At 59.1% G+C, this 26,745-nt stretch carries 24 protein-coding genes and 1 pseudogene; 12 read left to right on the top strand and 13 right to left on the bottom strand.

Annotation, left to right across the window (positions count from 1 at the left end; translation table 11 throughout):
- Positions 1-54 precede the first annotated feature (54 nt).
- Positions 55-336 carry a GNAT family N-acetyltransferase gene (locus F6S08_RS04485; protein ID WP_027606976.1) on the bottom strand — a complete coding sequence of 94 codons (282 nt, stop codon included), beginning with the start codon at positions 334-336 and terminating at the stop codon, positions 55-57.
- Positions 337-947: 611 nt separating this feature from the next.
- Between F6S08_RS04485 and oprI the strand changes: the two genes are divergently transcribed.
- Entirely contained in the window at positions 948-1,199 is a 252-nt protein-coding gene (gene oprI, locus F6S08_RS04480; protein ID WP_003172710.1) for an outer membrane lipoprotei OprI, read from the top strand.
- 137 nt (positions 1,200-1,336) lie between these two features.
- Here oprI and F6S08_RS04475 read toward each other — a convergent pair whose 3' ends face one another.
- The 3 genes from F6S08_RS04475 to F6S08_RS04465 all read right to left on the bottom strand — a co-directional run bounded on the left by F6S08_RS04475 (position 1,337) and on the right by F6S08_RS04465 (position 3,336).
- A complete protein-coding gene (locus tag F6S08_RS04475; RefSeq protein WP_065924428.1) occupies positions 1,337-2,305 on the bottom strand; it encodes a L,D-transpeptidase family protein in 969 nt (322 codons plus the stop codon).
- Between the two features lie 73 nt (positions 2,306-2,378).
- Positions 2,379-2,672 (bottom strand): hypothetical protein, encoded by a 294-nt coding sequence (locus F6S08_RS04470; protein ID WP_003172705.1) that lies wholly within the window; start codon positions 2,670-2,672, stop codon positions 2,379-2,381.
- A 58-nt stretch (positions 2,673-2,730) separates the two neighbouring features.
- Positions 2,731-3,336, bottom strand: coding sequence for an arylesterase (locus tag F6S08_RS04465; RefSeq protein ID WP_027606974.1), 606 nt, complete (start codon positions 3,334-3,336; stop codon positions 2,731-2,733).
- A 10-nt stretch (positions 3,337-3,346) separates the two neighbouring features.
- Between F6S08_RS04465 and F6S08_RS04460 the strand changes: the two genes are divergently transcribed.
- Both F6S08_RS04460 and F6S08_RS04455 read left to right on the top strand, forming a co-directional pair.
- On the top strand, positions 3,347-4,030 hold the full coding sequence (locus F6S08_RS04460) for an ABC transporter ATP-binding protein (RefSeq protein ID WP_005786391.1): 684 nt from the start codon (positions 3,347-3,349) through the stop codon (positions 4,028-4,030).
- Positions 4,030-6,540 (top strand): ABC transporter permease, encoded by a 2,511-nt coding sequence (locus tag F6S08_RS04455; protein WP_065924427.1) that lies wholly within the window; start codon positions 4,030-4,032, stop codon positions 6,538-6,540. Before F6S08_RS04460 ends, F6S08_RS04455 begins: the two co-directional genes overlap by 1 nt.
- 45 nt (positions 6,541-6,585) lie before the next feature.
- On the opposite strand, the gene greB is transcribed toward F6S08_RS04455, so the two are convergent.
- Together greB and F6S08_RS04445 are read right to left on the bottom strand one after the other, a co-directional pair.
- Positions 6,586-7,059 carry a transcription elongation factor GreB gene (gene greB / locus F6S08_RS04450; RefSeq protein ID WP_027606972.1) on the bottom strand — a complete coding sequence of 158 codons (474 nt, stop codon included), beginning with the start codon at positions 7,057-7,059 and terminating at the stop codon, positions 6,586-6,588.
- Positions 7,060-7,172: 113 nt separating this feature from the next.
- Positions 7,173-8,156 carry a hypothetical protein gene (locus F6S08_RS04445; RefSeq protein ID WP_027606971.1) on the bottom strand — a complete coding sequence of 328 codons (984 nt, stop codon included), beginning with the start codon at positions 8,154-8,156 and terminating at the stop codon, positions 7,173-7,175.
- Positions 8,157-8,366: 210 nt separating this feature from the next.
- Between F6S08_RS04445 and F6S08_RS04440 the strand changes: the two genes are divergently transcribed.
- From F6S08_RS04440 to F6S08_RS04430, 3 genes are read left to right on the top strand one after another with little or no spacing between them, the layout of a single operon-like run.
- Positions 8,367-9,293 (top strand): ABC transporter ATP-binding protein, encoded by a 927-nt coding sequence (locus F6S08_RS04440; RefSeq protein WP_065947242.1) that lies wholly within the window; start codon positions 8,367-8,369, stop codon positions 9,291-9,293.
- Positions 9,290-10,015 carry an ABC transporter permease gene (locus tag F6S08_RS04435; RefSeq protein WP_074844636.1) on the top strand — a complete coding sequence of 242 codons (726 nt, stop codon included), beginning with the start codon at positions 9,290-9,292 and terminating at the stop codon, positions 10,013-10,015. The genes F6S08_RS04440 and F6S08_RS04435 overlap by 4 nt, the downstream gene beginning before the upstream one ends.
- Positions 10,016-10,030: 15 nt before the next feature.
- The gene (locus F6S08_RS04430; RefSeq protein WP_315871332.1) at positions 10,031-11,776 is read left to right on the top strand and encodes a Gldg family protein; all 1,746 of its coding nucleotides are present in this window, start codon (positions 10,031-10,033) and stop codon (positions 11,774-11,776) included.
- A 2-nt stretch (positions 11,777-11,778) separates the two neighbouring features.
- Here the strand turns inward: F6S08_RS04430 and F6S08_RS04425 are convergent, their stop codons facing one another.
- The 3 genes from F6S08_RS04425 to F6S08_RS04415 all read right to left on the bottom strand — a co-directional run bounded on the left by F6S08_RS04425 (position 11,779) and on the right by F6S08_RS04415 (position 14,309).
- Positions 11,779-12,087, bottom strand: a complete 309-nt coding sequence (locus tag F6S08_RS04425) for a hypothetical protein (RefSeq protein WP_065924423.1) — start codon at positions 12,085-12,087, stop codon at positions 11,779-11,781.
- Positions 12,088-12,351: 264 nt separating this feature from the next.
- Positions 12,352-12,786 (bottom strand): DoxX family protein, encoded by a 435-nt coding sequence (locus F6S08_RS04420; protein ID WP_027606966.1) that lies wholly within the window; start codon positions 12,784-12,786, stop codon positions 12,352-12,354.
- Between the two features lie 104 nt (positions 12,787-12,890).
- Positions 12,891-14,309 carry a transglycosylase SLT domain-containing protein gene (locus F6S08_RS04415; protein ID WP_315871331.1) on the bottom strand — a complete coding sequence of 473 codons (1,419 nt, stop codon included), beginning with the start codon at positions 14,307-14,309 and terminating at the stop codon, positions 12,891-12,893.
- A gap of 236 nt (positions 14,310-14,545) precedes the next feature.
- Between F6S08_RS04415 and F6S08_RS04410 the strand changes: the two genes are divergently transcribed.
- The 5 genes and pseudogenes from F6S08_RS04410 to F6S08_RS04380 all read left to right on the top strand — a co-directional run bounded on the left by F6S08_RS04410 (position 14,546) and on the right by F6S08_RS04380 (position 22,544).
- Entirely contained in the window at positions 14,546-15,352 is an 807-nt protein-coding gene (locus tag F6S08_RS04410; RefSeq protein ID WP_065947238.1) for a TatD family hydrolase, read from the top strand.
- Positions 15,353-15,448: 96 nt separating this feature from the next.
- Positions 15,449-16,930 (top strand): methyl-accepting chemotaxis protein, encoded by a 1,482-nt coding sequence (locus F6S08_RS04405; RefSeq protein WP_315871330.1) that lies wholly within the window; start codon positions 15,449-15,451, stop codon positions 16,928-16,930.
- Positions 16,931-17,128: 198 nt separating this feature from the next.
- A pseudogene (locus F6S08_RS31335) lies at positions 17,129-21,675 on the top strand (RHS repeat-associated core domain-containing protein).
- Complete coding sequence (locus tag F6S08_RS04385) at positions 21,675-22,064, top strand: hypothetical protein (protein WP_074844622.1); 390 nt, start codon at positions 21,675-21,677, stop codon at positions 22,062-22,064. The pseudogene F6S08_RS31335 and the gene F6S08_RS04385 overlap by 1 nt, the downstream one beginning before the upstream one ends.
- A gap of 117 nt (positions 22,065-22,181) precedes the next feature.
- Positions 22,182-22,544, top strand: coding sequence for an Mpo1-like protein (locus tag F6S08_RS04380; RefSeq protein WP_027604139.1), 363 nt, complete (start codon positions 22,182-22,184; stop codon positions 22,542-22,544).
- Between the two features lie 3 nt (positions 22,545-22,547).
- Here the strand turns inward: F6S08_RS04380 and F6S08_RS04375 are convergent, their stop codons facing one another.
- The 3 genes from F6S08_RS04375 to F6S08_RS04365 form a co-directional block, all read right to left on the bottom strand.
- Complete coding sequence (locus F6S08_RS04375; protein ID WP_137213065.1) at positions 22,548-23,345, bottom strand: acyl-CoA thioesterase; 798 nt, start codon at positions 23,343-23,345, stop codon at positions 22,548-22,550.
- A 90-nt stretch (positions 23,346-23,435) separates the two neighbouring features.
- Positions 23,436-24,197: a CHAD domain-containing protein gene (locus F6S08_RS04370; protein WP_065947441.1), complete on the bottom strand. Its 762-nt coding sequence runs from the start codon at positions 24,195-24,197 to the stop codon at positions 23,436-23,438.
- 44 nt (positions 24,198-24,241) lie between these two features.
- On the bottom strand, positions 24,242-24,520 hold the full coding sequence (locus F6S08_RS04365; RefSeq protein WP_003172685.1) for a hypothetical protein: 279 nt from the start codon (positions 24,518-24,520) through the stop codon (positions 24,242-24,244).
- Between the two features lie 216 nt (positions 24,521-24,736).
- Between F6S08_RS04365 and F6S08_RS04360 the strand changes: the two genes are divergently transcribed.
- Entirely contained in the window at positions 24,737-25,774 is a 1,038-nt protein-coding gene (locus F6S08_RS04360) for a patatin-like phospholipase family protein (protein ID WP_065947440.1), read from the top strand.
- 271 nt (positions 25,775-26,045) lie between these two features.
- Here F6S08_RS04360 and F6S08_RS04355 read toward each other — a convergent pair whose 3' ends face one another.
- A complete protein-coding gene (locus F6S08_RS04355; RefSeq protein WP_027604142.1) occupies positions 26,046-26,735 on the bottom strand; it encodes a response regulator in 690 nt (229 codons plus the stop codon).
- Positions 26,736-26,745: the final 10 nt, after the last annotated feature.

Genomic DNA, 26,745 nt, shown 5'->3' with positions numbered 1-26,745 from the left:
ACAAAAACGCCGGGCTGAGCCCGGCGTTTTTCATGCTGCGTTTTATGTTGTGCGTTATAGCTTCGCGGCATGGCGCTGGTGGCGCTCCATGTAGCGTTCGACATAGGAGCATGACGGGATCACCGTGTAGCCTTGCTCTTCGGCAAACTTCAACGCTTCCTCGGTCAACGCAGCTGCAATGCCACGGCCGCGCAGTGCGTTGGGCACGAAGGTCCGATAGATGTCCAGGGTCTGCTTCCCGAGGTCCATATAGGTCAGATAGGCACGATGACCGTCCACATTGGTCTCGAACTGATGACCAGCCTGGTCATGGTGGATGGACAACGCCTCGCTCATCACTACTCCTCGCGGGTCTTGGATTCTGACCCCTACCTTACCGATGTTTTTCCGGCGAAGGAACATCTACGCCACCCCGTGCCGGTTTCGACAACGAGAAAACCTTGAGCGCTCACAACCAGCACGTAGGGAATAGTAGGCACCAATCCTGTAATTGCTCAAGGCGCGCCCGTCATCCCTGCCGCTGGCGGATATAGAAAGGGCCTCGATCAACCGGTGATCGAAGGCCTGAACATTGCCGGCAGTTGAACCTTGAGACGAACAGACGCTCTTAAAGTCACCTCTACATGCACAAAAGATGCGGGGCGTGGTAAAGGCCAGCCAAACGAAAGTGTCAGCCTCGATATATAAAATTTCATCTATTTACAAGGCTTAACACATGCGGGCCGGCCTTCTCAGCCTGGATCCAATCTCCATCAGACTGCAAAAAACTGTACGGTTTTTATACGAATGTCCAAAAGATTAGCCAAAATAGATTCGGCACAAGAATTTTTTTTGCTTCTTGCGCTACGTCAGTTTACTTACTACAAGTAATGGGTAGTATGTACGCCGGCTATTAGCTCACTCTGAGAAAGTAGCCATTTAATAGAAAGTCCTTGAAGGGGAACACGATGAACAACGTTCTGAAATTCTCTGCTCTGGCTCTGGCCGCAGTTCTGGCTACCGGTTGCAGCAGCGTCTCCAAAGAAACCGAAGCTCGTCTGACTGCAACTGAAGACGCAGCAGCTCGCTCCCAGGCCCGTGCAGACGAAGCCTACCGTAAAGCCGATGAAGCTCTGGCTGCTGCCCAAAAAGCACAACAGACTGCTGACGAAGCTAACGAGCGCGCTCTGCGTATGCTTGAGAAAGCTAGCCGCAAGTAATAATCCCTCGGGATTGTTATCAAGCCGATCCATTCTTGGATCGGCTTTTTATTGCCTGCGATTCGGCCCAGAACCCCGCGCAATAAAAAGCCCGCCACAGCGCAAGGCCGTGGCGGGCTCAGCAGCGGACCGGACGCTTATTGCTGCAGGTCGATCGGCGCGCTGGAAGCTATCGGTGCACCACCTGGCACACCGATCTCGGTGGGCAGGCCATCTTCGGCCGCGACGACATCACGCACCTGATCCCAGTTCACCCGCAGGTTATTGGCCAGGTCTTCACGCTTGAGCAAGGCATTGATCACCGCTGTGTGCTTATCGACCACCGACGGCGTGCCATCGTCGTTCAAGGGCGTATGCGCCTCGAGATAGACCTTGCCGCCGCTGCTGCCGAACTTGTAGGCATCGTTGATGATGCGCACCGACGTCCCCACCGGGACCATGCCGGCCATTTCCAGTACGTTGTTGTTGAACATGCGGAAGCAACCGTGGCTGGTACGGGTACCGATGCCGAACTTCATGTTGGAACCGTGGATGAGGTAACCCGGCGTCCCCAGGGTGAACTTGAACGGCCCCAGGGGATTGTCCGGGCCGGCCGGCACCACATTGGGCAACGGGTCGCCGTTGGCGGCGTGCTCGGCCTTGATCGAGGCCGGCGGCGTCCAGGTCGGATTCGGCGTCTTGGCGATGATGCTGGTGTGCGCAATGGGCGAGCCCCAGCCTTCACGGCCAATCCCAAGCGGGAAGGTGTAGACCACATCCTGCCCCTTGGGGAAGTAGTAGAGCCGGTATTCCGCCAGGTTGATCACGATGCCCTCACGGGGGCCCGGCGGCAGGATGAAGCGTGTCGGCAGGACGATCTCGGTCCCCGCCCCCGGCAACCAGGCATCGACGCCCGGATTGGCCGCGACCATTTCCGAATAGCCCAGGTCGTAGGTGGTACCCAGGTCGGCAAAGGTGTCTTCGTACTTGGCCTTGATCACCTGGACCTGCCCGACGATGTCTTCGCCGGGTGGCGGCAGGGGCAACTGCAAGGCGGCGGCAGGACCGGCCGCACACAAGGCAGCAAGAGACAGGCAGCAGGTGACGACGGAAAGGCGCGACAACATCCGGAAAATCCTTCGCAGAACGACGGGTAGGTAAAAATCGATTGTATACGTGAAGCGGACTTCTAGCTGCCCCCTACAACTCGAAACGCAACTCGGGCCAGATTGGCGGCGTGCCACGCTTCTGCGACTCCAGGATCGCCCGGCACAAAGGGCACAGGCGCTGGTCCTGGAAAATCGAACGGTCGACCAGGGACCAACGCGGCTGCGCCGGCAATAACGTACCGCACAGGGTGCGATCGATGGAGCCGCCCAGTTCCAATTGACGCGTCACCAGATGCACCCGCACTTCCTGACAGGCGAACAGATCCAGCTGCTCGTCCGGCTCGATCAGTTGGTAGTTAAACAGGGACCAGGCAGGACGCGACATCGGGGGCTCCAGATCGAGGGGGCGCCACCTTAGCCGAAAGCCTGCCGGTAGAAAAGCGTCATAGCAGCGGTTTTAGCGTCGGCCAGACATTTTCCAGCAATTTGCCCTGGGCGCCGACAGCCGGGTGCAGTCCATCAGCCTGCATCAACGCCGGGTTGCCACCGATACCCTCCAGGAAAAATGGCACCAACGGCACCTTTTTAGCCGTTGCGACGTCATTGAATACCTTGGCGAATGCATCGACATAGCGCTTCCCGTAATTGGGCGGAATCTGCATGCCCAGCAACAGTACCTTCGCACCGCTGGCCTGGGACTGCTCGATCATCGACGCAAGATTTTGTTGCAATTGCGCCGGCGGCTGCCCGCGCAAGCCGTCGTTACCACCCAATTCGATCACCACCACGTCCGGCTTATGCGCTGCGAGCGCCGCCGGCAGGCGCGCGAGGCCTCCGGCACTGGTGTCGCCGCTGATGGAGGCATTGACCACTTTATCGTCGAAACCTTCCTTCTTGAGCCGTTGCTGCAGCAATGCGACCCACCCTTTGCTGGTATCCAGGCCGAAACCGGCACTGATACTATCGCCAACGATCAGGACTGTACCCGCCGCTGCGTTCTGGGCCATGCACATCAAGGCCAGGCCAGCACTCAAAAACCACATTCGCATCGGATTCTCCATGGGCGCAAGCATTCTCACCGCGCGGAACCTCAGCAAAGTGGTTCCCAGCGCGGAAGGTGAACTGACTATCCTGCACGAACTGAGCCTGGAACTGAACAAGGGCGATAGCCTGGCTATCGTCGGCAGCTCCGGTTCCGGTAAATCCACCCTCCTCGGTCTGCTCGCCGGCCTCGACCTGCCCAGCAGCGGTGAAGTCACCCTCGCCGGCCAGGCGCTCAGCACCCTCGACGAAGACCAGCGCGCGCGCATCCGTGCCGAACACGTGGGCTTTGTGTTCCAGTCGTTCCAACTGCTCGACAGCCTCAATGCGCTGGAGAACGTCATGCTGCCGCTGGAGCTGGATGGCCGCAAGGACGCCCGCGAACGCGCCAGACACCTGCTGGAGCGCGTGGGCCTCGGCCAGCGCCTGACCCACTCCCCACGCCAGCTTTCCGGGGGCGAACAGCAACGGGTAGCGATTGCCCGCGCCTTTGCCGCCGAACCGGACGTGCTGTTTGCCGATGAGCCCACCGGCAACCTCGACAGCCACACCGGCGAGCGCATCAGCGACCTGCTGTTCGAGCTCAATAAAGAAAGCGGCACGACCCTGGTGCTGGTTACCCATGACGAGCGCCTGGCTCATCGTTGCCGACGCCTGATCCGCCTTGAAGCCGGCCTGATGGTCGCCCCCCTGGAGCCTTGATGGCACGTTTGCCGCTGTTGCGCCTGTTCAGCCTTGCCCTGCGCCAATTACTGCGTGATGCCCGCGCCGGCGAATTGCGTGTGTTGTTCTTCGCCCTGTTGGTGGCCGTGGCCGCCAGCACCGCCATCGGTTATTTCGGCGCCCGCCTCAACGGCGCCATGCTGTTGCGCGCCACGGAGTTCCTCGGCGCCGACCTGGTACTCGAAGGCAGCTCACCAGCACGCCCCGAACAAATCAGATCCGGGACCGAACTGGGCCTGGATCACGCCCGTGTGGTTGAGTTTTCCAGCGTCATTGCCACCGATAATGGTATCCAGCTCTCCAGCATCAAGGCGGTCAATGAGCAGTATCCGCTACGCGGTCAACTCAAGAGCGCAGCAGCCCCCTTTGGGGACGAAACCCCGGGCGGCGGGCCGAAACCCGGTGAAGCCTGGGTCGAGTCGCGGCTGCTGACGGCACTGGACCTGAACGTCGGCGACACTATCGATGTGGGTATGAAGACCTTGCGCCTGGCACGCGTACTGACCTACGAGCCGGATCGCGCCGGCAACTTCTATAGCCTGACGCCCAGGGTGATGATCAACCTGGCGGACCTGGACGCCACCGGCGTAGTCCAGCCAGGCAGTCGCGTCAGCTACCGCGAGTTGTGGCGTGGCCCGCAGGCCAGCACCGCGCTGCAAACCTATCGTGACCTGATCAAGCCGGGGCTCGCTGCCAACCAGCGTCTTCAGGATTCACGGGACGGCAACCAGCAGATCGGCGGCGCCCTGGGCAAAGCCGAGCGCTACCTGAACATGGCCAGCCTGGTGGCCGTGCTGTTGGCCGGCGTCGCCGTGGCCCTGTCGGCCAACCGCTTTGCCACCCGCCGTTTCGACGCCAGTGCGTTGCTACGTTGCCTTGGGTTATCGCGACTCGAGGCCATGTTGCTGTTCAGCCTGCAATTGAGCGTACTGGGGTTGCTGGCGAGCCTGGCCGGCGCCCTGCTCGGTTGGCTGGCACAGTTTGGCCTGTTCTATTTCCTGCACGACCTGTTGCCGGCGGATGTTCCGCCTGGTGGACTGTTGCCGGCCATTGCCGGGATCGGCACCGGGCTGGTTGCTCTCGCGGGATTCGCGCTGCCACCGTTGGCCGCCCTCGGTCGCGTACCGCCGCTGCGAGTGCTGAGGCGCGACCTGCTGCCTATCCCGTCCAGCACCTGGATGGTCTACGGCGCCGCGTTGTTCGCCCTGGGCCTGATCATGTGGCGCCTGAGCCTCGACCTGGTGCTGACCTTCGCCCTGCTGGGCGGCGGCGTGGTCGCCGCGCTGGTTCTGGGGGGCTTGCTTCTGCTGCTGTTGCAAAGCCTGCGACGTCTGTTGGCCCGGGCGTCCCTGCCGTGGCGCCTGGGCCTGGGCCAATTGCTGCGCCACCCGCTGGCGGCGGCGGGCCAGTCCCTGGCGTTCGGCCTGATCCTGTTGTCCATGGGCTTGATCGCCCTGCTGCGTGGCGAATTGCTGGACACCTGGCAAAACCAGCTGCCCAAGGACGCCCCCAACTATTTCGCCCTGAATATCCTGCCGGCCGATAAGGACGCCTTTGGTGCCCGCCTGCTGGAAGTGCAGGCGCAATCCGCGCCGCTGTACCCGGTCGTGCCAGGTCGGTTGATCAGTATCAATGGCGAGCCGGTACAGGAAATAGTCAGCAAGGACTCCAGCGGTGACCGCGCCGTACAACGCGACTTGAGCCTGACCTGGGCCGCCGACCTGCCGCCGGGCAATACCCTGACCGAAGGCTCATGGTGGTCGCAACAACCCCCCGATGGAATGCCCGGAGTCTCGGTAGAAGCCAAGGTCGCGCAGAGCCTCAAGCTCAAGTTGAACGATCACCTGGTGTTCACCATCGCCGGGGAAAACCGTGAGGCGCGGGTTGCCAGCCTGCGAACCATCAACTGGGATAACTTCCAGCCGAACTTCTTCATGATTTTCCAACCGGGAACCTTGACGGACCTGCCGGCCACCTACCTGACCAGCTTCTACCTCGCGCCAGGGCATGATCAGCAGATCGTTGATCTGTCCCGCGCCTTCCCGGCGGTGACCATCCTGCAGGTCGAGGCGCTGCTGGAGCAACTGCGCAGCATCCTCGCCCAAGTGACACTGGCGGTGGAGTACGTGTTGTTGTTTGTGCTGGCCGCTGGGATGGCGGTGCTGTTCTCCGGCCTGCAAGCCACCTTGGATGAGCGTATTCGCCAAGGTGCACTGCTCCGGGCACTGGGCGCGGAGCGCAAGCTGCTGGTCAAGGCGCGGCGCATCGAGTTTGGCTTGCTGGGCGCAGTCAGCGGCTTGCTGGCGGCACTGGGTACCGAGTTGGTGACGTGGGTGCTGTACCGCTATGCCTTCGACCTGGCCTGGCAACCGCACCCCTGGCTGTTGCTGCTGCCTGTGATCGGCGCCGCATTGATCGGCGGTGCCGGGGTGTTCGGCACGCGCCGTGCGCTGAATGCCAGCCCGCTGACGGTTTTGCGCGAGGGCTGAGCGGTCCATGACCCGCCTGCCTCACGGGGGGCGGGTCAATGTCGCTTACTTCACGTACTCGATAGCGGTGATCCACCAGCACACCTCACCTCCCGGGGTCTGCACAATGGCCTCATCGTCGACTTCCTTGCGCAGCAGCGCACGGGCCATTGGTGAATCGATGGAAATATAGTCCATCCGATCATAAATCTCGTCATAGCCGACGATACGAAAACGCTTGGTCTCGCCCTGTTCGTTTTCAATCTCGACCCAGGCGCCGAAAAACACCTTCCCTTCCTGCTCGGGCATGTACTCCACCACACGCATGTCTTCCAGGCGCTTGCGCAAGTAACGCACCCGCCGGTCGATTTCGCGCAGCAGCTTCTTGTTGTACTGGTAGTCGGCGTTCTCGCTGCGATCCCCCAGGGAAGCAGCCCATGTCACCTTGCGCGTGGTATCCGGGCGCTTTTCGCGCCACAGGTAATCCAACTCTTTCTTCAGCGCTTCATGACCTTCTTTGGTTATCAGCTTGGTACTCAAACGCATGCATCCCCAGGCAATGTCCATAGGTACCGATAAGGCAGGAAATCACATCCAGGCGTCGGTTCGCTGGCGCTGATGATAAATGAACCCAGGAAAGTAGCCAGGCCTGTCTAGCTATCCAACGTCTGATCCAGTTCAAGCAGCACGCCCCGCAAGCTCTGGCGTAAACTCGAGACTTGCGAGGTCATCACCTTCAGGGCTTCGGTCCGCTGACTGACTGCCAGGGACTGGTCATGCAGTTGAGCGGTGCGCTGCTCCAGATCCCGGACCCTTTCATCCAACTGGGTTTGCTCCTGCTGCAAGCGGGCCTGCCATTGATCAAGCGCGGTTTCCCTCTCCGACGCAGCGAGTTTCTGTTGGGCCAGCTCCTGAGCAACACGAGCCAGGTTGGTCAGCGTACTGCCTACTTCAAACAAGTGGTCGTCGTCCGCGGGCGCCGAAAGCTTCGGCTGCGCCGGGGCGCTTGGCTCATTCAGGACAACAGGTACATCCTGGACAATGGCCACAGGCGCGTCGACCAACATCTGCCGGGGCTCTTCTACGACAGGTTCAGGTACGGGAAGCGGAGTAGGCTCGGGTGGATTCGCCCCCCTGACAGATGAACTCATTTTCGATGAGAAACGAATGGAAGGCACAATTAATGAAGCACTTTCGATTGCCGGCAGCACCGGCGCAGACATTCCCAGGGAGATCACTTTCATCACCAGGGCCTTCTTGATGATCACCGAATGATGCTCTTCGGGCCTCGCAGGCGGCAGCTTGCAGCCTTTTAAATCGATAAAATGATAAGGCACCTGAGTTTCGGTAACACCCGCTTTAGTGCCTGCCGCCGCCGAGGTGAGAATTTGCTTGAAAACATGCATTGCCACATGCAGGTCCTCCTTGGACTCCACTCCCCCCAGAAAATACCGATCAAGTTTTTTGCGCAAGGCTGCGACATACACCCTGGAACTCGCCGGCTCAACCTCTTCATCCAAGCTATAAACAAGAAAGTTGGAGGCAATCTGGCCTACAGCAAACCCACAGAGCAATGCACCGTTAACCGGAGCATCTTGACCATCGCGTTCAAGAACAAGGGTACGTAGAAGCATCATGGTGATCGGGCCTCATTACAAAATTCGAAAAGTCTCTATAACCTTCAGACCATCACTCAATAATTAAAGGTTAAAAACACAAAACAATTGTTTCAGCGACGTGCCTAGCGCGCACGTAGGACTTTTCCTATTAATGCTGAGCGGCGTTCCCAAAAACAGATATTGCTCGTACCCTTTTCAAACTCTCCCTCCACGACCACACCACGCTAAATGATCGAAATCATCAACCTGACAAAACATTTAAACAATAAGAAAATAATCAGCGATTTTTCATTCAGCGCAAACAAACAGGAATGCCTGGGACTATTCGGAGAAAATCCTACAGTTAAAACGGCCCTTCTCGACGTAATATCGGGCTCGACCACGCCTTCCAGCGGGCATATAAACATCCAAGGCTTCAATACTAAAGCCCATCCATTAAGAGCAAAAAAACTTATCGGCTACCAACTTCACAGATGCGTCAGTCATCCTACGATGTCGGTTAAAGAATTCCTTGACTACATCGCGGCCATTCGCGGACTGCGCGGCACCGAAAAACGCGCACAGGTGGACTATGCCGCTACGCAACTGGAGTTATTGCCGGTGCTCAACGCTCCCCTCGAGGCTCTCTCCATCGGTTTGAAGCGCAAAGTCACCATTGCCCAGGCCATCCTGCACACCCCTGCCTTGCTATTACTGGATGAACCGACCGAGGGGCTGGCACCTGATCAGAAATACAAATTCAGGAGCCTCATCCAGTCATTGACGCAAGACATGACCGTGATCGTCGCTTCCCGACACTGCGATGAATTATCCGAACTCTGTACGCGCGCCCTGGTTATCGCAGGTGATCGCCTGGTGGCCGATACCCCCATGCCAGATCTGCAACGCGACTCTCGCCATTTCCAGGCGGTCACCCTCGCCGCAGATGCCCCCTTGGACCTGCTGGCTCTCGCCGTACTGCCGGGGGTGGCAGGCATCGAAGAACATCGGCATGCACCCGGCACGGTGACCGTCCTGGCCATGCCGGGGCACACCATCTACCCCCATATCAATACGCTCATTGCCAATCGTCGCTGGAAAATCAACTCACTGAGCCTGGAGCCTGGTCGCCTCAGCGACGTAGTTCATTATCTGAGCCGAGAGACCCCCCTTTGAAACTGCTGCCCGTCATATTCAAGCGTCAACTCGTCCACTATGCCGGTACACCCGGCACCTATCTGAGCATTGCCATTTTTTCAGTACTGTCCGTGGCATTGGGGTTGCACATGAGCGCCTGGCCAGAACAGGACAGCAGTCACTTGCAGGTTTTCTTCCAGCTACACCCCTGGCTCTATTTATTGCTGATTCCAGTACTGGCGGCACAACTCTGGTCGGACGAGTCCAATGCCGGTTTTCTCGACCTGATGAAAACATTACCCATCACCACGTTTGAATGGGTTATCGGCAAATTTCTAGCAGCCTGGGTCGTGGCGGCCACAGCCCTGATATTGACCTTCCCTCTCGTGATCATTGCCAACTACCTGGGAGTGGCGGACAACAGCGTTATTGCCTCGCAATTTATATCGAGCTGGCTGCTGGCGGGCAGTTATCTAGCCGTCGGCTGTTTTATTTTCACACTGGTGCGGCAACGCACTGCCCTTTTCATACTGACTGTGGGCTTTATGCTTATCGTCAGCGCATTCTCTTATTTACTCGATGCACTTGAACATCAAGCCCCCACCTGGGCGGTGGACAGTCTGGTCTCCCTCAGCCCTTTTTCGAGGTACAGCGCTATCGACAATGGAAAGTTCACGCTTCGTGACATGCTTTACTTCATCAGCATGATCTTGGCCTTTCTCGCAGCGACGACCGTCACTCTCAACTATAGACACAGCTGAGAAGGAAAGCCCTCCATGCGACCTACTCTGCGCACCGGCATGACACTCACTGTTATCCTGTTACTATTCCTGGCGTTTAACTTAGTTTGGGTAGGAAAAATTCCAAATATCCGATGGGACTTCTCACAAGGAAAAACGCATACCCTATCGCCTCAAGTACGACAGTTACTCGCGTCATTGGAAAACCCTGTGGATTTGTATTATTTCAATGCCCATGACAGCCCTGGACGAAGCTACACCTTGAAACGCTATGGCAAGCGCATCGAAGACCGGTTGATGGAGTACGAAAAAGCAGCAAAAGGCATGATCAACCTGCACCTTATTGATCCCATACCTTTTTCAGAGGACGCCTACAAAGCCAGATTGTTTGGCCTCGACGACAATGCGGGATTCATGGGCCTGATCGGCACCCGAGCCGGCTATGGAGCGCAACGCATCGAATCATTCAGCCTGGATCGTGAGCCATTGCTCGAATATGAAATCAGTCATTTGATCTACAAGTTGCAGCATCCGGAGCGCCCCGCTATCGGACTGCTGTCAGGGCTGGCGATGGGAGAATCCGCGGACCGATTGTTGAAGGAACTGCAGCGACATTTCAATCTGGTCAATCTGGGAGCAACCACCGAGCGCGTGCCGGAACAGGTCAAGACGCTCATGGTCGTGCATCCACAGGCGCTGCCTGAGCAATCGTTATATGCGGTTGAACAATTTGTCTTAAAGGGCGGTAAATTGATGGCATTTATCGACCCGTTTAGCGAGCAAAGCTCGAACACCCCATCCGCCAATACCCGACTGACTGATTTGCTTGCCGCTTGGGGAATACAGATGCCGGCGAACAAGTTTCTGCTCGATCACCGCTACGCGGCGTCGCACACACCAGTGAAAGGGAAGTTCACAGTGCAGCATCCGGGCAGGTTGATCCTGCCCCGGCAGGCAATGAACACAGGCGATCCGAGCACCTGGAAATTGAATAACGTGACGGTATCAAGCAGCGGCGTGCTGTTTCGCCGCCAGAAAGGCCGCACGACCCTGACCCCTCTCCTGCAAAGCTCCCTGCAATCCGAGTTGCAGGAAACCGACCGGCTTGCCTCAGCAACCGAGCTTGATTCAACGGCCGATGAGGCCTCCAGCCAAACACAACGCCATGTGATTGCAGCCCGTATAGAGGGGCCTGCCTATTCAGCATTCCTCGATGGCGTGGAAGGACAGCCGGCAGCTGTGCAAAAAGCGGCGCAGATCCATGTGGTGCTAGTCGCCGACACTGATTTGCTCACGGATCAAGTCAATAGCCCAGCGCCCGACAGCAACACATTGTTTATCTTGAATACGCTGGATAACTTGTCCGCCGGTGATGTACTGACCAATATTCGCCCGCACGCGTCGGCGCAAAGATCGCCAAACAGGCTGGAACGGATGCGCGACAGCGCCGTACACGCCTACACGCAGAAGGCGACTGAATTGGAACAACGCCTGCTACGGACAGAACATGAATGGCAAATGCTGCGCCCAACGGAGGTGCAGCTCGGCTCCCAGACCGTGGACACCACCACCCAATTGGTTGCACTCAACAAGGAGCGACTGCGCTTGCCAATGGAATTACATGCCTTGAAAGCCGAGGCATACGCGCAGGTACATCGCCTGGAGTTCGCCATAAAAATGCTCGTGGCACTGGCGATACCCCTGATGCTATGCCTGGTTGCCTGGGTGGTTTTTCTGTGCAATCGACGGCGTCGACTACAGGCGGGCGTCGCGCTCTACTGAGTTCAACGCCTGGCAATCAGCCCCTGCCGGGCAATGCGGGTCAATTGTCGGATGACTTCCTGCGCGTCGCTCGCGCTGGGGGCCTGGATAACCGCAAGATCGAAGCTGTTATTCGCAAACCGGGCAAGAGAATCGCCATCTTCCACAAACTGAATCAAGAATGCCGATGGCCGCCCGCTGCGACGTGGCCACCCGTCCAGATAACGTAAGAGCGTAGGCTGATGCTTGCCGCCCAGGAGGATTTTTGGATTGCGTTGGGTGAGGTCCGCGGTGATCGGGGCCAGGCGTATCAGGGGGCGTAGTGCATTCATCGTGTCGTGTCTCTGCCTCAAAAGTCTGCGGGCAGGTGAGAGGCAACACCGAACCAGCGCTTTAGCGGTATTTCGAAGTTGCCTCCCCAGGGGAGAACAGGCTTCTGTCGGGCCCTATTGATGAGACCCAGTGGCGCCCCGCAATTAGCTGTTTAAATCGGCGCATGGGCAGCATCCTAGAGAAGCCGGTGGGGCGGTGTCAAGAATCCCGAGCAACGAAAAGGCCCACACAGTGGTGGGCCTTTTCAGAGTTTTGTGCCGGTGTCAGTTGGCGATGGCGCGGTCGGCAGACAGTTTGCCAGCACCTTCCAGCAGCACCGCCAGGGAGCCGCCCAGCAGGGCCAGTGCGAACTCATAACCGTTGTTGGCCATGAACAAGCCGTTATGGATATGCACCGAGAAGATCGCCACCAGCGACAGAATGGTCAGGCCCAATGCCGCCGGGCGTACCAGCAAACCGATGATCAGTGCCAGGCCGGCAAAGAACTCGGTTCCGCCCGACAGCAGCGCCATCAGGGTACCCGGCGCCAGGCCAATGCTTTCCATCCACTGGGCGGTGCCCGCCAGGCCATAGCCGCCAAACCAACCGAAGAGTTTTTGCGAACCATGGGCGGCAAAGATGATGCCGACGACGATGCGCAGGATGGTCAGGCCGTAGCCGGCACGAGTGGACAGTACGCTTTTGATCATTGGGCTCATGGGGGTGGATCCTTTTCGAAGTAGGGGTTGGTTGGCCGCTATATTAATCAGCTTAAGTAATGATAAAAGCCGAAAAAATGCCTGATTAACATCGAAAAAATAGATTATTTCGAGGCGATTTTCGGCGCCGGCGGTTCCAGGGACTCTCGCTCCCGATCAAACGCCAAGTAGTACTTGTTGACGCTATTAACATAGCTGACGCCCCCCATCCCCACCTGCTCCATGGCGATGCGTTCCACCTGGAAGAACCATTGGTTTGGATTCAGGCCCCGGCGCCTGGCCTCGGTGCGCATGCCCTGCACCCGCTCCGGCCCCATGTTGTATGCAGCCAATACGAAGGCCATGCGCTCGCGCTCGTTGAGCTTGGGGCTGGCGAAGAATTTACGACGGATCAACGCCAGGTAACGCGCGCCGGCCTGCACATTGCTGTCGAGACTTTCGATGTTGTTGACGCCCACCCGCTGCGCTGCCGAAGGGGTGATCTGCATCAGGCCCGTAGGGCCGCCGCTGTTGCGCGCACCCGGGTCAAAAGCCGACTCCTTGAACGCCAGCGCCGCGAGGTTCAGCCAGTCCATGCCTTGCTCACGGGCGTGCTTTTGCAATACCGGGCGCAGCTTTTCGAGGCGCTGGCGGTCGACACGGGCCAGTGGGTTGCGCACCTGGTAGAGGCGCCGATAGATGCGTTGGAATGCCACATCCTGGTCGGACGGCGTGCGATAGGTCTTGAGAAATCGATCAATACTGGCCCGCAGCATCGAGGCGTCCTGGCGCACAAACCAGTACTCGTCGCCCGGTTCGCTGATTGCCACCTGCTTGTCGAAGCGCAACTTGGGCAGGATCTTCGACCAGCGCTCAGCAATCGGCTTCTCGACAATAGTCAGGTGAAAAATACCCGCCTGGACCATCTCCAGCACATCCTCCACCGCCAGGGTCGGGTCCACCCATTCCACCTTGACCGGCGGCTGTTTGTGCAAGGCCAGTTTCTGGTTGACCTGGCTGATGGCATCCGCCGCCGCGCTGCCGGTGGTCAGCGCCAGGGTGCGCCCGGATAGCTGCTCCAGCTTGGTAAACCGCCGCTCACCCTTCACCCCCACCAGCCATAACGGCACACCGCTGGCGATCGGATCGCTGGTGCTGATCTTGTGTGCGGCCTTCACATCCAGCAATTCACCGGGGGCCACCAGGTCACCTTCGCCACGGGCGAGTGCGCCGAGCAGTTGGTCCTTGGCCTTGGGAATGATCTTGAGGTTGATTTCCTGGCCATCACGGGCGTGGCCATTGAGGTATTGCTCGAACGCACGCAGACGATGGTATTCGACACCGATGGCCTGGCCCTGGACCTCGCCGGAACTGTTACGGCTCTGGTTGACCAATACACGCAGGGTACGACTCGAGCGAATCTCCGCCAAGTCGCGCACCTTGCCGGGCCTGGTCACTTCCAGCGGCCCGTCCAGACGCGCGAGCGCCGCCGCGGGCAGCAGCAGCGTCAGGCACAACATAAGCAACACCGAGGGTCGGATCATCCGCTCTCCGGAAAGAATACTGGCCAACACCCTCGCGAAAAACGAGGCGTTGGGGGTCAGATACAGAGCGCTTTAAGCGCTGGCAAGACGCGCAACGGTGGCACAGTGCAAGGCGTGCAGCCAACCACGATGTCACTTGCGACGTTCAAAGACAGCTATAACTCGTTGTAGTTCTTCGTTTTTCTTATAAATCTACAGCTCTGATATGCTTTCCGGCCGCAGGCGGAGATAGCACCATGCAACTCATTGATATCGGCGTCAACCTGACCAACCCCAGTTTCGACGAGAAGCACCAGGCCGTTCTCGACCGCGCCTATGCCGCCGGAGTGCAACAATTGGTGCTCACCGGCACCAGCGTCGACGGCAGCGAACAGGCCTTGGAACTGTGCGTCAACCTCGATGACAGCGGCCAACGCCTGTTCAGCACGGCCGGCATCCACCCCCACTCCGCCAGCGATTGGAACGGCGATAGCGCCAGGCGCCTGCGCGGTTTACTCAGCGAAAGCCGCGTACGTGCGGTGGGCGAATGCGGGCTGGATTTCAATCGGGATTTCTCTCCGCGCCCGCAACAGGAAAAAGTCCTCGAAGAGCACTTGGCTCTGGCGGTTGAGCTCAAACTGCCGGTGTTTCTCCACGAGCGCGACGCCAACCAGCGTCTGCTGGAGATCCTCAAGGACTACCGCGACCACCTGAGCGCCGCCGTGGTGCATTGCTTCACCGGCGAACAACCGGCGCTGTTCAGCTACCTCGATCTCGATTTGCACATTGGCATTACCGGCTGGATCTGTGATGAACGCCGTGGGACGCACCTGCATCCGTTGGTCAGGGAAATTCCCCGTGGTCGTCTGATGCTGGAGAGCGATGCGCCCTACCTGCTGCCGCGCACCCTGCGTCCAAAGCCGAAAAACGGCCGTAACGAACCCGCCTACCTACCGGAAGTGCTGCGCGAAGTCGCCCTGCACCGCAACGAAACGGCCGAGGACCTGGCTCAGCACAGCACCGCCTGTGCCCGCGCGTTTTTTGGGCTGCCTGCCGTGGATTGATGCGGTGCATTGACCCATGTCAAAACCGCTTTGCTGAGTAGCGGCACAATAATGGCACCTTGCCAATGCTGTTTCCGCTATCAGAGAAAACCTTCCATGGGTGCCTGGCTTAGCAATATCTCGCTGAAATACAAATTCTGGGCCGTCAACGCGGTCGCCTTTATCACGACCCTGCTCCTGGTGCTGTACGCCGTGCATCTCGAACAGCAATCGCGCAGCCATGCGTCCCAGGCCTCGGCACAGGCCCAGGCGCAATTGCTCGGAGCCTGGCCGGCCGACAAGGCCCTGCCCAAGAGCGAGCACTGGCTGACGTTTGCCCGCGGCCAAGTCCCACAGCTGGCCGATCAGAATCTGTCAGCCCTGAGCAGCAACACGGGTTGGGTCGAACTCAACCCCATGCCGCTGTTCGGCGAAAACACGCTGATGGGCGCCGAAGTGATCGCCCGCCCTGATGGGCAATACATCGCCGTGCTCGCCCACGCCCCCAGCCTGAGCCAGGTATTCAGTGAACGCTTCGCTAACTATGCCGTGGCGGTGCTGATCCTGATGCTGGCGATGCTCTGCGCCTCGCAATTGCTGATCCGCTTCCTGCTCAGCCAACTCAACACCCTCAAGGACGTGATGCTGCACGTGGAGAAAACCGGCGACCTGTCGGCCCGCGTGCCATTGGCCTGCAAGGATGAAGTCGGCCAGATGGCCAGCGCCTTCAATGCCATGCAAGCCGGTTATCAGCGCGTGGTCAGCACCGTGGCGCGCACCGCCAAGCTTCTGGACGAGGGTGCCGCTCGATTGGCCAGCAGCATGAACGAGGTACAACACGGCATGCTTGGCCAGCAAAGCGAGACCGACCAGGCCGCCACCGCCATCAACGAAATGACCGCCACCGTCTACCATATCGCTCAACATGCCGGTGCCACCCGCGACTTGTCCCAGGCCGCCGACACCCTCGCTGGCAGCGGTCAGGACGTGGTCACCCGCGTACAGCACTCAATCGCCGGCCTGTCTTCCGGCGTGCAACAGACCGCCGAAATGATCCAGAAACTGGCCGAGGACAGCCAGAAAATCAACAGCGTGGTCAGTGTGATCCACAGCATCGCCGAACAGACCAACCTGCTCGCCCTCAACGCCGCCATCGAAGCGGCTCGCGCCGGGGAAATGGGCCGTGGGTTTGCCGTGGTCGCCGACGAAGTGCGCAACCTGGCCAAGCGCGTGCAAAGCTCCACCGACGAAATCACCCGCATGGTCTCGGCTCTGCAGGCCGGCACCCGCGACGCGGTGGACTTCATGCAGGAAAGCTCGTTCAAGGCCGACGACTGCGTACAACAAGCCCTGGAAGCCGGCACAGCGCTCGCCGAAATCACCACCGCCGTGGCGCAAATGCGTGAAAGCAACACCCAGATCGCCGTCGCCGCCGAACAGCAAAGCCACGTGGCCGAAGAGATGAACCGCGCAGTGGTGAGCATTCGTGATGTGACCGAGAACACCGTGCAACAGACTGTGGATTCGGCGACCACCAGCAATGAGCTGGCAACGTTGGCTGGTGAGTTGAGCAAGGCGATTGGGCAACTGAAGCTGTAGGGCTTCTCCACCTGTAATCCGACTCCTACGATCGACTCTGCGTTTACCCGAAGTCTTGGCGAACCCTCCTAGCCGTCCTGGCGAATAGCGCCGACTTCTTTACCTGACGAACCTCTCCAAAGTCTCTCGCCTGATCATTCAGTGCGAGGGACCGCCGATGCACCTACCCGTTAATGCCCTGGTTGTCGGGGCTGCCTCTTGATTCCCGTCATTGCCAGCTTTGTCCTGGCCCCCATGGATGCCAAGGCGCCGGACGTTGAGCGCGTCTTTCGTGACTTTCGCGGTTGCCTGAATACCTTTGATGAGTGGGCCGAGGGGTTCTTGAGCGCTTCGGCACTGGAAGTGGATCAGGTGTTCAAAGTTGGGGAAGAGGTGGCGCTGGTGGCGCCGGCTTCCTCCAAAACCCCCAGTAACACCGTCGCCAGGTGCGATGCCCAGGGATCGCTGACCCTGGTGCATATGTTCGAAAGCACTCGGTTTGTACCGATCGGCAATACGCCGGTGATGCTGCAAGCCATTGCCCAGGACGGCAGCCCGCTCGGCGCACCACTCCATCGGACCATCGGTCCCAGCGGCATCCTCGAAATCACCGAGTGTGATCGCAACCAGCCGTACCGAATCAGTTTCTACCCCAACGTTTCCAGGGATCACGTCAAGGCGCTGTATGGGTCTTATCAATCGGTGATCGCGGGGTTGGAAAGTCGCCTGCGTGACGAATGGACCAAGACCTTCCAGCCCCAATGGGACGACTTCGCCAACGCCACGCCGCCCGAACGTAGCACGATGCAAGGTTTGGCGTTTTCAAGCGGGATGGCCAAGGCGCTCTACAACCTGTGGGACAACGTTACGCAGCTGTATGACTTGCTGGCGGACCTCAAGGCCAACAGCCAGAAGTTGTTGGCCTACATCTCCCAGACTGAACTCGATGAACTGCTGAGGCTGGGCAACGACGCCATCGCAAAGGGGCTGTTGGTGCTCAGCGATGAGCCGCTGCTGTTTATCTACATGTCAGCCATGGTCAGTTGGCTACGCCTGCTACCGCCGCCCGAGATGTATGAAGTGCTGGGCGAGATCACCGGTGAGGTACTGATCAATCTATTTCTGATCTGGGCGACCCGTGGCATGGGCGTGCAGATTCGCCTGGGCGCTCAGGTGCTGGGACATATCAAATCCGGACGAGCGCACAAGTGGCTGGAGAGGCTGGCTGATCAGTTGGTGGGGCCGACGTTGGACGCGCATGTCGAGGCGGTGAAGCCTTTGCTGCTCGGTGGCCCCGCGACAGCGATCAAGACTGTACCGGTTGCGCCGTTGAAGGTTGGGGAGCATGTGGTTTCGAACCCGGTGCCGGCGGTTCGCGGGAAGACTCAGCAGACGGTGTTGGTCAGGCAGGAGCCTGTCGATGATGTTCCGGTTTCAGGGAAGAATCCGAACGGGGATGCGACGGCATCTTCGGATAAGACCGTCACCAACGGCTGCCCCGTGTCGATGGTTACCGGGGAGGAATTGCTCACCCTCACCGACGGCACGTTGGATGGAATCTTGCCGTTCGAGTGGACACGGTTGTATCGCACCAGTGCGGTGGAAGTGGATGTCGGGTTGGGGTTTGGCTGGAGTCATTCGCTGGCGCATCGGCTTGCGGTGTCGGGCGATTCGGTGGTGTGGACGGACCATGAGAATCGCAGTACTTCGTTTCCGATGCCGACTGTTGCTCGGCCAGCAATCACCAATAGTTTGGCCGAAGCCGCGATCTATTTGGGCGCGTCGCCGGATGAACTGGTGCTGGCCCAGGCGTCGCGGTTTTATCACTTTCGCGACGGTGTGCTGGTCTCGATCAGCGACGCGTACGACAACCGGCTGCGGATTTCTCGGGATTATTTGGGGCGGATTGAGCGGCTGGATAACGGTGCGGGGTGTGCGCTGTTCCTGCGCTATGAATCGGACCGCATCGTGGCGGTGGACTACCAGGTGCAGCGGGCCGAAGACCGTGGTCCGTATGTCTGGATTACTGAGCAGAGCATTGTTTCCTACGCCTATGACGATGCTGGCCGACTGGTCTCGGCGACCAATGCGGTAGGTGAAAGCGAGGTTTATCGCTACGACGATCAGCACGTCATTCTTGAGCGGGGCTTGGCCGGTGGGGCGAGTTTCTTCTGGGCGTGGGAACGGGCTGGCAAGGCTGCGCGATGTGTTCGGCATTGGGCCAGTTTTTCCCAGATGGATACGCGGTATGCCTGGGGGAAGGACGGCCGTGTCACGCTGCATAACGCCGATGGCAGTCAGGAAGTGTATGTCCATGACGACCGGGCGCGGCTGGTGCAGCGGATTGATCCGGACGGTGCCCAGCATTTCAAATCCTACGACGCCAAAGGCCGGCTGACGGTTGAGCAGGATCCGCTGGGGGCGGTGACGGCGTATCAGTACGACGACGCCGGACACTTGGTGGCGTTGTTTCCCGGGGATGATGAGCCGACGTCCTACGAGCATGACAATGGCTTCGTACGGGTTGTAAGGCGGGGTCTGGCGGTCTGGAAATATGAGCGTAATGACCAGGGCGATGTCATCCGCAAGACCGATCCCGACGGCAATATCACCGACTACAGCTACGACAAATACGGGCAACTGGTTGGGGTTTGGTACCCGGATCACAGTTGCCATCGGCTGGTGTGGAATGAGCGGGGGCAACTGGTTGAGGAGCAGTTGCCCAATGGCGGGATCAAGCGGTATCGCTATGACGATCTTGGCCGTCAGGTGGCGCGCGAGGATGAGCATGGCGCGCTGACCCAGTATCAGTGGGGCAGTGTGGGTCGCTTGGTTCGCGTCGTATTACCAGGCGGTGCATGTCGGGAATACAGCTACAACCCCTACGGAAAAATCAGCGCCGAACGCGACGAACTGGGCCACGTCACCCGCTACGAATACGCCGACGGGTTGCACCTGATCAGTCGGCGCATCAACGCTGATGGCACTCAGGTCAACTACCGCTACGACAACGTGCGGTTATTGCTGACCGAGATCGAAAACGAAGTCGGCGAGACCTACCGACTTGCTTATCATCCCAACGGACTGATCCAGCAGGAAACCAGGTTTGATGGGCAGCNNNATATGCCTACGACCGCCAGGGCAACCTCCTCAGCGTCGATGACGGCCACTGGGCGTTGGCCTACGAATACGACCAACAAAGCCGCCTCACCGCCGAACACCAAGGCTGGGGCACCTTGCGCTACGGCTACGACGCCTGCGGCCAGCTTCAACACCTGCGCCTACCGGACAACAACCGCTTGGTGTTCAACCACGGCAAAGGCGGCCACCTCGCCACCGTCGAATTAAACGGCGCGCTGCTGACGTCTCATCTGTTCAAAGCCGGCCAGGAGCACCAACGCCAACAAGGCCAACTCCTCAGCCACTACCACTACGACGACCAACACCGCCTGCACGTCCACGCAATCACCCAGCAACAAGACCACCTCTACCAACGCCAATACGACTACGACAAAACCGGCAACCTCACCCGCTTGCTCGACACGCGCAAAGGCGAACACCACTACCACTACGACCCACTAGGCCGCCTCACCCGCGCCGACCACTCCCAAGACCTGCAGGAACGCTTCGGCCACACCCCGGCCGGCACCCTGCTGATGCAAGACCGCCCCGGCCCCGATATCGTTGCCGGCAACCGCCTGATGATCCAGGGCGACCGCCACTACGACTATGACGCCTTCGGCAACCTCATCCGCGAGCGACGCGGCAAAGGCCATCAACTCGTCACCGAATACCGCTACGACTGCCAGCATCGGCTGATCGGCATCACCCAACCCAACGGCCAAACCGCCAGTTACCGCTACGACCCGTTTGGGCGGCGCATCAGCAAAACCGTGGACGGCCTAACGACGGAGTTTTTCTGGCAAGGCGACAGACTGATTGCCGAACACCATGCGGATCGCCATCGCAGCTATCTCTACGAACCCGATAGTTTTAGGCCGCTCGCCCTGCTGGAAGGCTTCGGCCCAAAAGATACCAAGCCCTATCACTACCAACTCGACCACCTCGGCACGCCGCAAGAACTCACCTCTCCAGACGGCGACATCGTCTGGTCCGCCCACTACCGCGCCTACGGCCAGATCAGCCGACTCGACAAAGGCACAATCGACAACCCGCTACGTTTCCAGGGCCAGTACTTTGATCAGGAAAGCGGGCTGCACTACAACCGCCATCGCTACTACAATCCGGATATTGGGTGTTACCTGACGCCTGACCCGGTGAAGTTGGCGGGTGGGATCAACGCGTACCAGTACGTGCCTAACCCGACCGGATGGGTAGATCCGTTAGGGTTAGCTTGCACTTCTGGGAGCTGCCCTCCGCCACACACCGGAAACACGTGGGAGTTTAACTCCGATGTAGATCTGGACTGGCGCAAACAAGACCGCAACAGCTACGAGCAAATGCACACGGGTTTAGATGAAGCCTTTCGCAGAACAGGCATATCAAGGGATGAATACAGCGTATCCAAATGGGGTAAAGACCAATATGGAAAGTCATTTCCAACTGAATGGCGTGTCCAAAGCGGCCCAAATAGGGGGGCCGAGGTGAATATTGATGACCCAATACTTGTCCCAAGCAAAGAAGGGCCGAAATCACCTCATATTGGCTATCAAACCCCCGGAAAGAGAGCGGGCGGAGGGGCAAAAAGAGGTCATATACTTCTCAAACTGGTTCCCGTTAGCCGATCAAGAATTGGGATTCACTAATGAGTTACCTGGAAGAAGAAATAGATGATGCTTTCAGGAGCTTAGAAATAAGCTTTAGAAAACTTCAGACATACGAAACCACAGCATTAATAAATAACCTGACAAAAAAGTTCTTCAAGTTCGAGAGCAGCTTCCTCGACCCCGTCGAACTGAACGAGAAAAATTCAGAGCACAACCCCAATTTCTGGAAGGAAATACAGTACCGCATTAACCAAAAAGACCTGATTTTGTTGGTACTTGATTCAACATACTCGGGCTGGGAAATCGACAATGCGCAGGATATAGCCTCTATCTTAGGTGAAACGACCGGATATCCGTTCTGGGTGACGGATAGCAAACTCACGTTTCTGGTGCACATGGATGATCATGACTGCGTTATTTGGGCTTGAAGATGGTTTGCCACAACTGGCCTTCTATCACCGTCATAGCCAACCCCAATTCGCCCACCCGCCCCCCCCCACCTAAACTCTCCCCATATTATTTCAACGGACAGAGGGTTCACCATCATGGGCAAACGTCATCCCAATCTCCCCGCCTGGCAATGGCGTAACTACCCGCAAAACCATCAGCACCCGACCAACCTGGCGTTGCACCTGATTGCCGTGCCGCTGTTTATCATCGGGTTTCTGTTGATTGTGTCCGGAGTGTTCAGCCTGAGCCTGGCCAGTTTCGCCATTGGCGTAGTCGGCATCCTCGCTGGCCTGGCGTTGCAGCGTCATGGCCATAGCCTGGAAGCCGAGGCCGGTGAGCCGTTCAGTGATCGTAAAGACGCAGTACAGCGCCTGGTGGTCGAGCAGTTCCTGACGTTCCCGCGCTTTGTGTTGAGCGGTGGCTGGTGGCGTGCCTGGCGGCTGCGCCACCGCCACTGACGATCAGGCGAAGACCACCACGGTCTGGCGGCTGAGGGCGATCAACGCACCGGTTGGGCTCCACAGCGCGGCGGCGGCGTGACCGTAGCCGTCGCGCGCATGTTCGATGCTGACGTGGTACTGGCACCAGTCCAGGGTCGTCAATTCCTGCAAGGGCTGGATGAATTCGATGGTCCAGGTCAGTGTGCTGCCCGGAGCGGGCTTTTTCAGGTGCGGCAGTAACGCCGGTGGCCAGGCGTCGACCAAGGCGAGGATATGCGCTTCGGTCAGCGGTTCCTCCTTCACATCCCCGCGCAAGCGAACCCAACCGCCCATCTCGCGGGATTTATTACCGGTAAACGGCAAACCGCCAACGCTCCAGCGCATCGCCAGGTGGCGCATGAATTCAGGCGTGACGCCTTTGATATAGGGCAGTTCCTGGCACTCATCCCAGTGCTTGAACGTCGGCGGCGGCTCGCTGGCCACATCGATTTCCGACTCGCGGGATGCGCCAAAACTGGCCTGTACCAGGGTCGCGACCTCACCGTTCTGCACGACACGGCCGAGCAACTGGCTGACCGCCTTGCCTTCACGCAACACTTCGACTTGATAGCTGGCGGGTACATCGGGCGCGACCGGGCCAACGAAGGTGATCGCGAGCGAGCGCAATGGGCGGTCCGTCGGCACCTGGGCGCGCAAGGCTTCGTATTGCAACGCAGCAACCAAGCCACCAAAGGACGCACGGCCCTGGGCCCACTCGGCGGGAATGGTGACATCCAGCGGGTTGCTTCGGGCAGCGTCGAGCAAATCACTAAAGCGCATGGCGACCTCACATCAAAAAAAACGGATGTGCGATCTTAACCAGCGCGCAGCCAAGGTACAGCGCTTATTCCGGCCAAAAGCCGGACCGATTTAGAAACAATCCGCGCTGAGTTTGTCCAGCACGCGATCCGCCTGCCCTTCGGCCTTGGCCATGGTGCGATGCCATATCGCAACACAGGGCTGCAGATCGGCTTGATGTTCGGCCTGGGCCAACCATTGCCAGCAGTCATGCCAATCACCCAGTGCCGCTTGGGCTTTCTTCAGGCGTGGCAGGGCATTGGCGGGCAACTTATCCAGCTGGGGGTAAGCCTCGGCGGCATAGCGCACACGCTTGATCAACAAGCGCAAACGGTGGCGATCATGGTCTGGATCTTTCAGCGCTTGATCGAGTTTCTGCCATTGCTTGGCCAGGCGCTTCTCAATGCGCGGTCGCAAACCCTTGAGCAATTTCTGGTGCTCCGAGGCGCGGATAAAGCGCGGGAATGCATCAAGGATCAGCAGCAGATGCGCAACTTCCGGGCCTTGCGCCACCTGGCGATAGGCGTCGGGTTGCAGGCGCAGGCGTCGATCTGCGGCCTCGTGATAACCATGCTGATGCAAATACGCCGCCAGCACCTCTCGGTCGCGCAGCGGCGTCGTCAACTGGCCGACCGTGCCGGCGGCCAATTCAAGCTGTTCCACACCCGGCAGCCCGCGCAAAGGACGCAACAGACTGCGCAGGCGGCGTACGGTGGTGCGCAGATCATGCAGGGCTTCATCATCGGTAACGGCAGCGAGGCGAGCCTGGCAGCTCAGTAACCCTACTTCCAGGCCAATGACCTGAGCGACTAACTGATCGACCAAAGCTGACATCCTGCCCTCACTCTCAGATGAAAAATCCCACTCTGCGCTGCACGTTAACGCCCGGCGCGCGACTCACGAATATAGAACCGAGCTTTTTCGGCCTTGTTGGAGCAGCCTTCAAACGCCTCGAATTGCTGCTGGGTCTTGGCGCCCGTCAGTAACGACAAAGCCTTGGAGTAGCTGACGGTGCCGGCAAAACCTTCGGCCTTGGCCAGGTCGAGTTCTTTCCAGGCGGCATCCAATTGCGAGCCACAGCTGTCGCGGTATGCGGTTTTCCCGGCACAACCCGCCAGGGCCAACATGATCACAGGCACACACATCCAGGCTTTCATCGATGACACCTCAAAATAAAGAAAAACAGTCGTACGCTGTAGACGTTGCCTACAAGAAAAAGTGCCTTGTCCTTAGCCTGAAATCGGTAGTACCTATTGCCAGAGCATACCCGAGCCTGGGCGCTATTCTTGAAAAATATTGCCAGGCGCAACGAAGATTGAAGCGGCCCCCAAAATAGGCGCATTGTGGGCCCCCGTTTATGAAGGACATCGACCATGAAGAAACGTGTTGCCTTGGTGTTGGGTTCCGGCGGGGCCCGGGGCTACGCCCATATCGGGGTGATCGAGGAAATCGAACGGCGCGGCTACGACATCGCCTGTATCGCCGGTTGCTCCATGGGTGCCGTGGTGGGCGGGATCTACGCCGCCGGCAAACTGGACGAGTATCGAAACTGGATTGAAAGCCTCGACTACCTCGACGTGCTGCGCCTGGTGGACGTGAGTTTCCGCCTTGGGGCGATTCGTGGCGAAAAGGTCTTCGGGCAGATCCGCAAGATCGTCGGCGAGATCAATATCGAAGAGCTGCGCATCCCCTACACCGCCGTTGCCACCGACCTGACCAACCAACAGGAAATCTGGTTCCAGGAAGGCTGCCTGCACCAGGCCATGCGCGCCTCGGCAGCGATTCCCAGCCTGTTCACCCCGGTGATGCAAGGCAACCGCATGCTGGTGGACGGCGGCCTGCTCAACCCGCTGCCGATCGTGCCGGTGGTGTCGAGCCATTGTGACTTGATCATCGCGGTCAATCTCAACGCCACCAACCAGAAACACTACCAGTTGCCTGTGATCCAGCGCCCGCCGGCGTTCAAGAGCCGCTTCAACAGCCTGGCGAAATCACTGGGTTCGCACCTGCCGTTTCGCCGCAAGCAGGCCGAGCAGTTGATGAAACTTGAGCAGGAAGCCTTGCAGGCCCAGGCGGCCGAGATCAATCCGTGGCTGGAGTCGGCCGAACCCGAATCCCAGCAACCTGCCGCCGCACCGGAAAAGCCGGGGGCGCCGAAGTCGGCCACCGGTTCATTCATCATCGATAACGTCGGGCCGGCGTCATTGCTGGATCTGATCAACCAGAGTTTCGAGGTGATGCAGACTTCGCTGGCGCAATACAAGATCGCCGGCTACCCGCCGGATGTGCTGATCAACGTGCCGAAGCGGGTGTGCCGGTTTTTCGAGTTCTACAAGGCGCCGGAGTTGATCGCACTTGGGCGGGAAATTGCCAGTGATACCCTGGATCGCTATGAGAGTGAGCAGCGCTGAGACAGCCGTGTCGCTAGAGCCGTGGTGAGCGGGCTTGCCCCGCGCTGGGCTGCGCAGCGGCCCCACTCAATGAGGAGCGCGCAGTGTCAGGTACTCCTTTGGGCCTGGTTTTGGGGCTGCTACGCAGCCCAGCGCGGGGCAAGCCCGCTCACCACAGAATCCACATAACCCACAGAACCCACAGAACCCACAGAACCCACAGAACCACAGACCCCACAGACCCCACAGAACCCACAGAACCACAGAACCACAGAGAGGCTGACAGATCGCCTCAGGCGCTCAACAACCGATACCCCACTCCCGCCTCGGTCACGATAAACCTCGGCTGGGTCGGATCATCCGCCAGCTTCTGGCGCAGATGCCCCACCACAATCCGCAGGTAGTGACTGTCGTCGGTGTGGGTCGGCCCCCAGATGTCCTTGAGCAGTTGCTGTTGGGTAATCACCCGTCCCGGATGCCGCGCCAGTTGTGCCAACACCGCGTATTCCTTGCGGGTCAGTGCCACCTCGGCGCCGTCCAGCAGCACGCGGCGATAGGCCAGGTCCACCGTCAACGGGCCAAACTGCAACGCCGCTTCCTGGGTCTCGCCCACCGGCGCCTGGCGCAACAAGGCGCGCACGCGGGCCAGGAACTCCTGGATGCCGAAGGGCTTGGTGACATAATCATTGGCGCCACCGTCTAGGGCTTCGACCTTCTGTCCTTCGCTGGCCCGCACCGACAGCACCAGTACCGGCACCGTCGACCACTCACGAAACTCGCGCAACACCTGCTGGCCGTCCATGTCCGGCAGGCCCAGGTCGAGCACCAGCAAGTCGGGTTTGCTCAACGCAGCCTGGGCCAGGCCTTCGTTGCCGGTACCGGCCTCGATCACTTTGTAGCCCTGGGAGGCCAGGCTGATGCGCAGGAATTTGCGGATCTGCGGTTCGTCATCAATGACTAAAATCGTCGCGGTCTGGCTCATGGCGTCCAAT

The organism is Pseudomonas sp. JV449 (assembly GCF_032424295.1).
GTDB lineage: Bacteria > Pseudomonadota > Gammaproteobacteria > Pseudomonadales > Pseudomonadaceae > Aquipseudomonas > Aquipseudomonas marginalis.
The sequence above is the reverse complement of the archived record's forward strand: the minus strand, read 5'-3'. Positions and strand labels throughout refer to the sequence as shown.

Excerpts from the sequence above, each read along its gene's own strand:
- F6S08_RS04385 (WP_074844622.1), top strand. The coding sequence starts at position 21,675 with ATGAGTTACCTGGAAGAAGAAATAGATGATGCTTTCAGGAGCTTAGAA.
- F6S08_RS04485 (WP_027606976.1), bottom strand. The coding sequence starts at position 336 with ATGAGCGAGGCGTTGTCCATCCACCATGACCAGGCTGGTCATCAGTTC.
- F6S08_RS04375 (WP_137213065.1), bottom strand. The coding sequence starts at position 23,345 with ATGCGCTTTAGTGATTTGCTCGACGCTGCCCGAAGCAACCCGCTGGAT.
- F6S08_RS04355 (WP_027604142.1), bottom strand. The coding sequence starts at position 26,735 with ATGAGCCAGACCGCGACGATTTTAGTCATTGATGACGAACCGCAGATC.
- F6S08_RS04370 (WP_065947441.1), bottom strand. The coding sequence starts at position 24,197 with ATGTCAGCTTTGGTCGATCAGTTAGTCGCTCAGGTCATTGGCCTGGAA.
- F6S08_RS04405 (WP_315871330.1), top strand. The coding sequence starts at position 15,449 with ATGGGTGCCTGGCTTAGCAATATCTCGCTGAAATACAAATTCTGGGCC.
- F6S08_RS04475 (WP_065924428.1), bottom strand. The coding sequence starts at position 2,305 with ATGTTGTCGCGCCTTTCCGTCGTCACCTGCTGCCTGTCTCTTGCTGCC.
- F6S08_RS04445 (WP_027606971.1), bottom strand. The coding sequence starts at position 8,156 with ATGATGCTTCTACGTACCCTTGTTCTTGAACGCGATGGTCAAGATGCT.
- F6S08_RS04440 (WP_065947242.1), top strand. The coding sequence starts at position 8,367 with ATGATCGAAATCATCAACCTGACAAAACATTTAAACAATAAGAAAATA.
- F6S08_RS04460 (WP_005786391.1), top strand. The coding sequence starts at position 3,347 with ATGGGCGCAAGCATTCTCACCGCGCGGAACCTCAGCAAAGTGGTTCCC.
- F6S08_RS04360 (WP_065947440.1), top strand. The coding sequence starts at position 24,737 with ATGAAGAAACGTGTTGCCTTGGTGTTGGGTTCCGGCGGGGCCCGGGGC.
- F6S08_RS04430 (WP_315871332.1), top strand. The coding sequence starts at position 10,031 with ATGCGACCTACTCTGCGCACCGGCATGACACTCACTGTTATCCTGTTA.
- F6S08_RS04410 (WP_065947238.1), top strand. The coding sequence starts at position 14,546 with ATGCAACTCATTGATATCGGCGTCAACCTGACCAACCCCAGTTTCGAC.
- F6S08_RS04365 (WP_003172685.1), bottom strand. The coding sequence starts at position 24,520 with ATGAAAGCCTGGATGTGTGTGCCTGTGATCATGTTGGCCCTGGCGGGT.
- F6S08_RS04425 (WP_065924423.1), bottom strand. The coding sequence starts at position 12,087 with ATGAATGCACTACGCCCCCTGATACGCCTGGCCCCGATCACCGCGGAC.
- oprI (WP_003172710.1), top strand. The coding sequence starts at position 948 with ATGAACAACGTTCTGAAATTCTCTGCTCTGGCTCTGGCCGCAGTTCTG.
- F6S08_RS04415 (WP_315871331.1), bottom strand. The coding sequence starts at position 14,309 with ATGATCCGACCCTCGGTGTTGCTTATGTTGTGCCTGACGCTGCTGCTG.
- F6S08_RS04465 (WP_027606974.1), bottom strand. The coding sequence starts at position 3,336 with ATGCGAATGTGGTTTTTGAGTGCTGGCCTGGCCTTGATGTGCATGGCC.
- F6S08_RS04380 (WP_027604139.1), top strand. The coding sequence starts at position 22,182 with ATGGGCAAACGTCATCCCAATCTCCCCGCCTGGCAATGGCGTAACTAC.
- F6S08_RS04420 (WP_027606966.1), bottom strand. The coding sequence starts at position 12,786 with ATGAGCCCAATGATCAAAAGCGTACTGTCCACTCGTGCCGGCTACGGC.
- F6S08_RS04470 (WP_003172705.1), bottom strand. The coding sequence starts at position 2,672 with ATGTCGCGTCCTGCCTGGTCCCTGTTTAACTACCAACTGATCGAGCCG.
- F6S08_RS04455 (WP_065924427.1), top strand. The coding sequence starts at position 4,030 with ATGGCACGTTTGCCGCTGTTGCGCCTGTTCAGCCTTGCCCTGCGCCAA.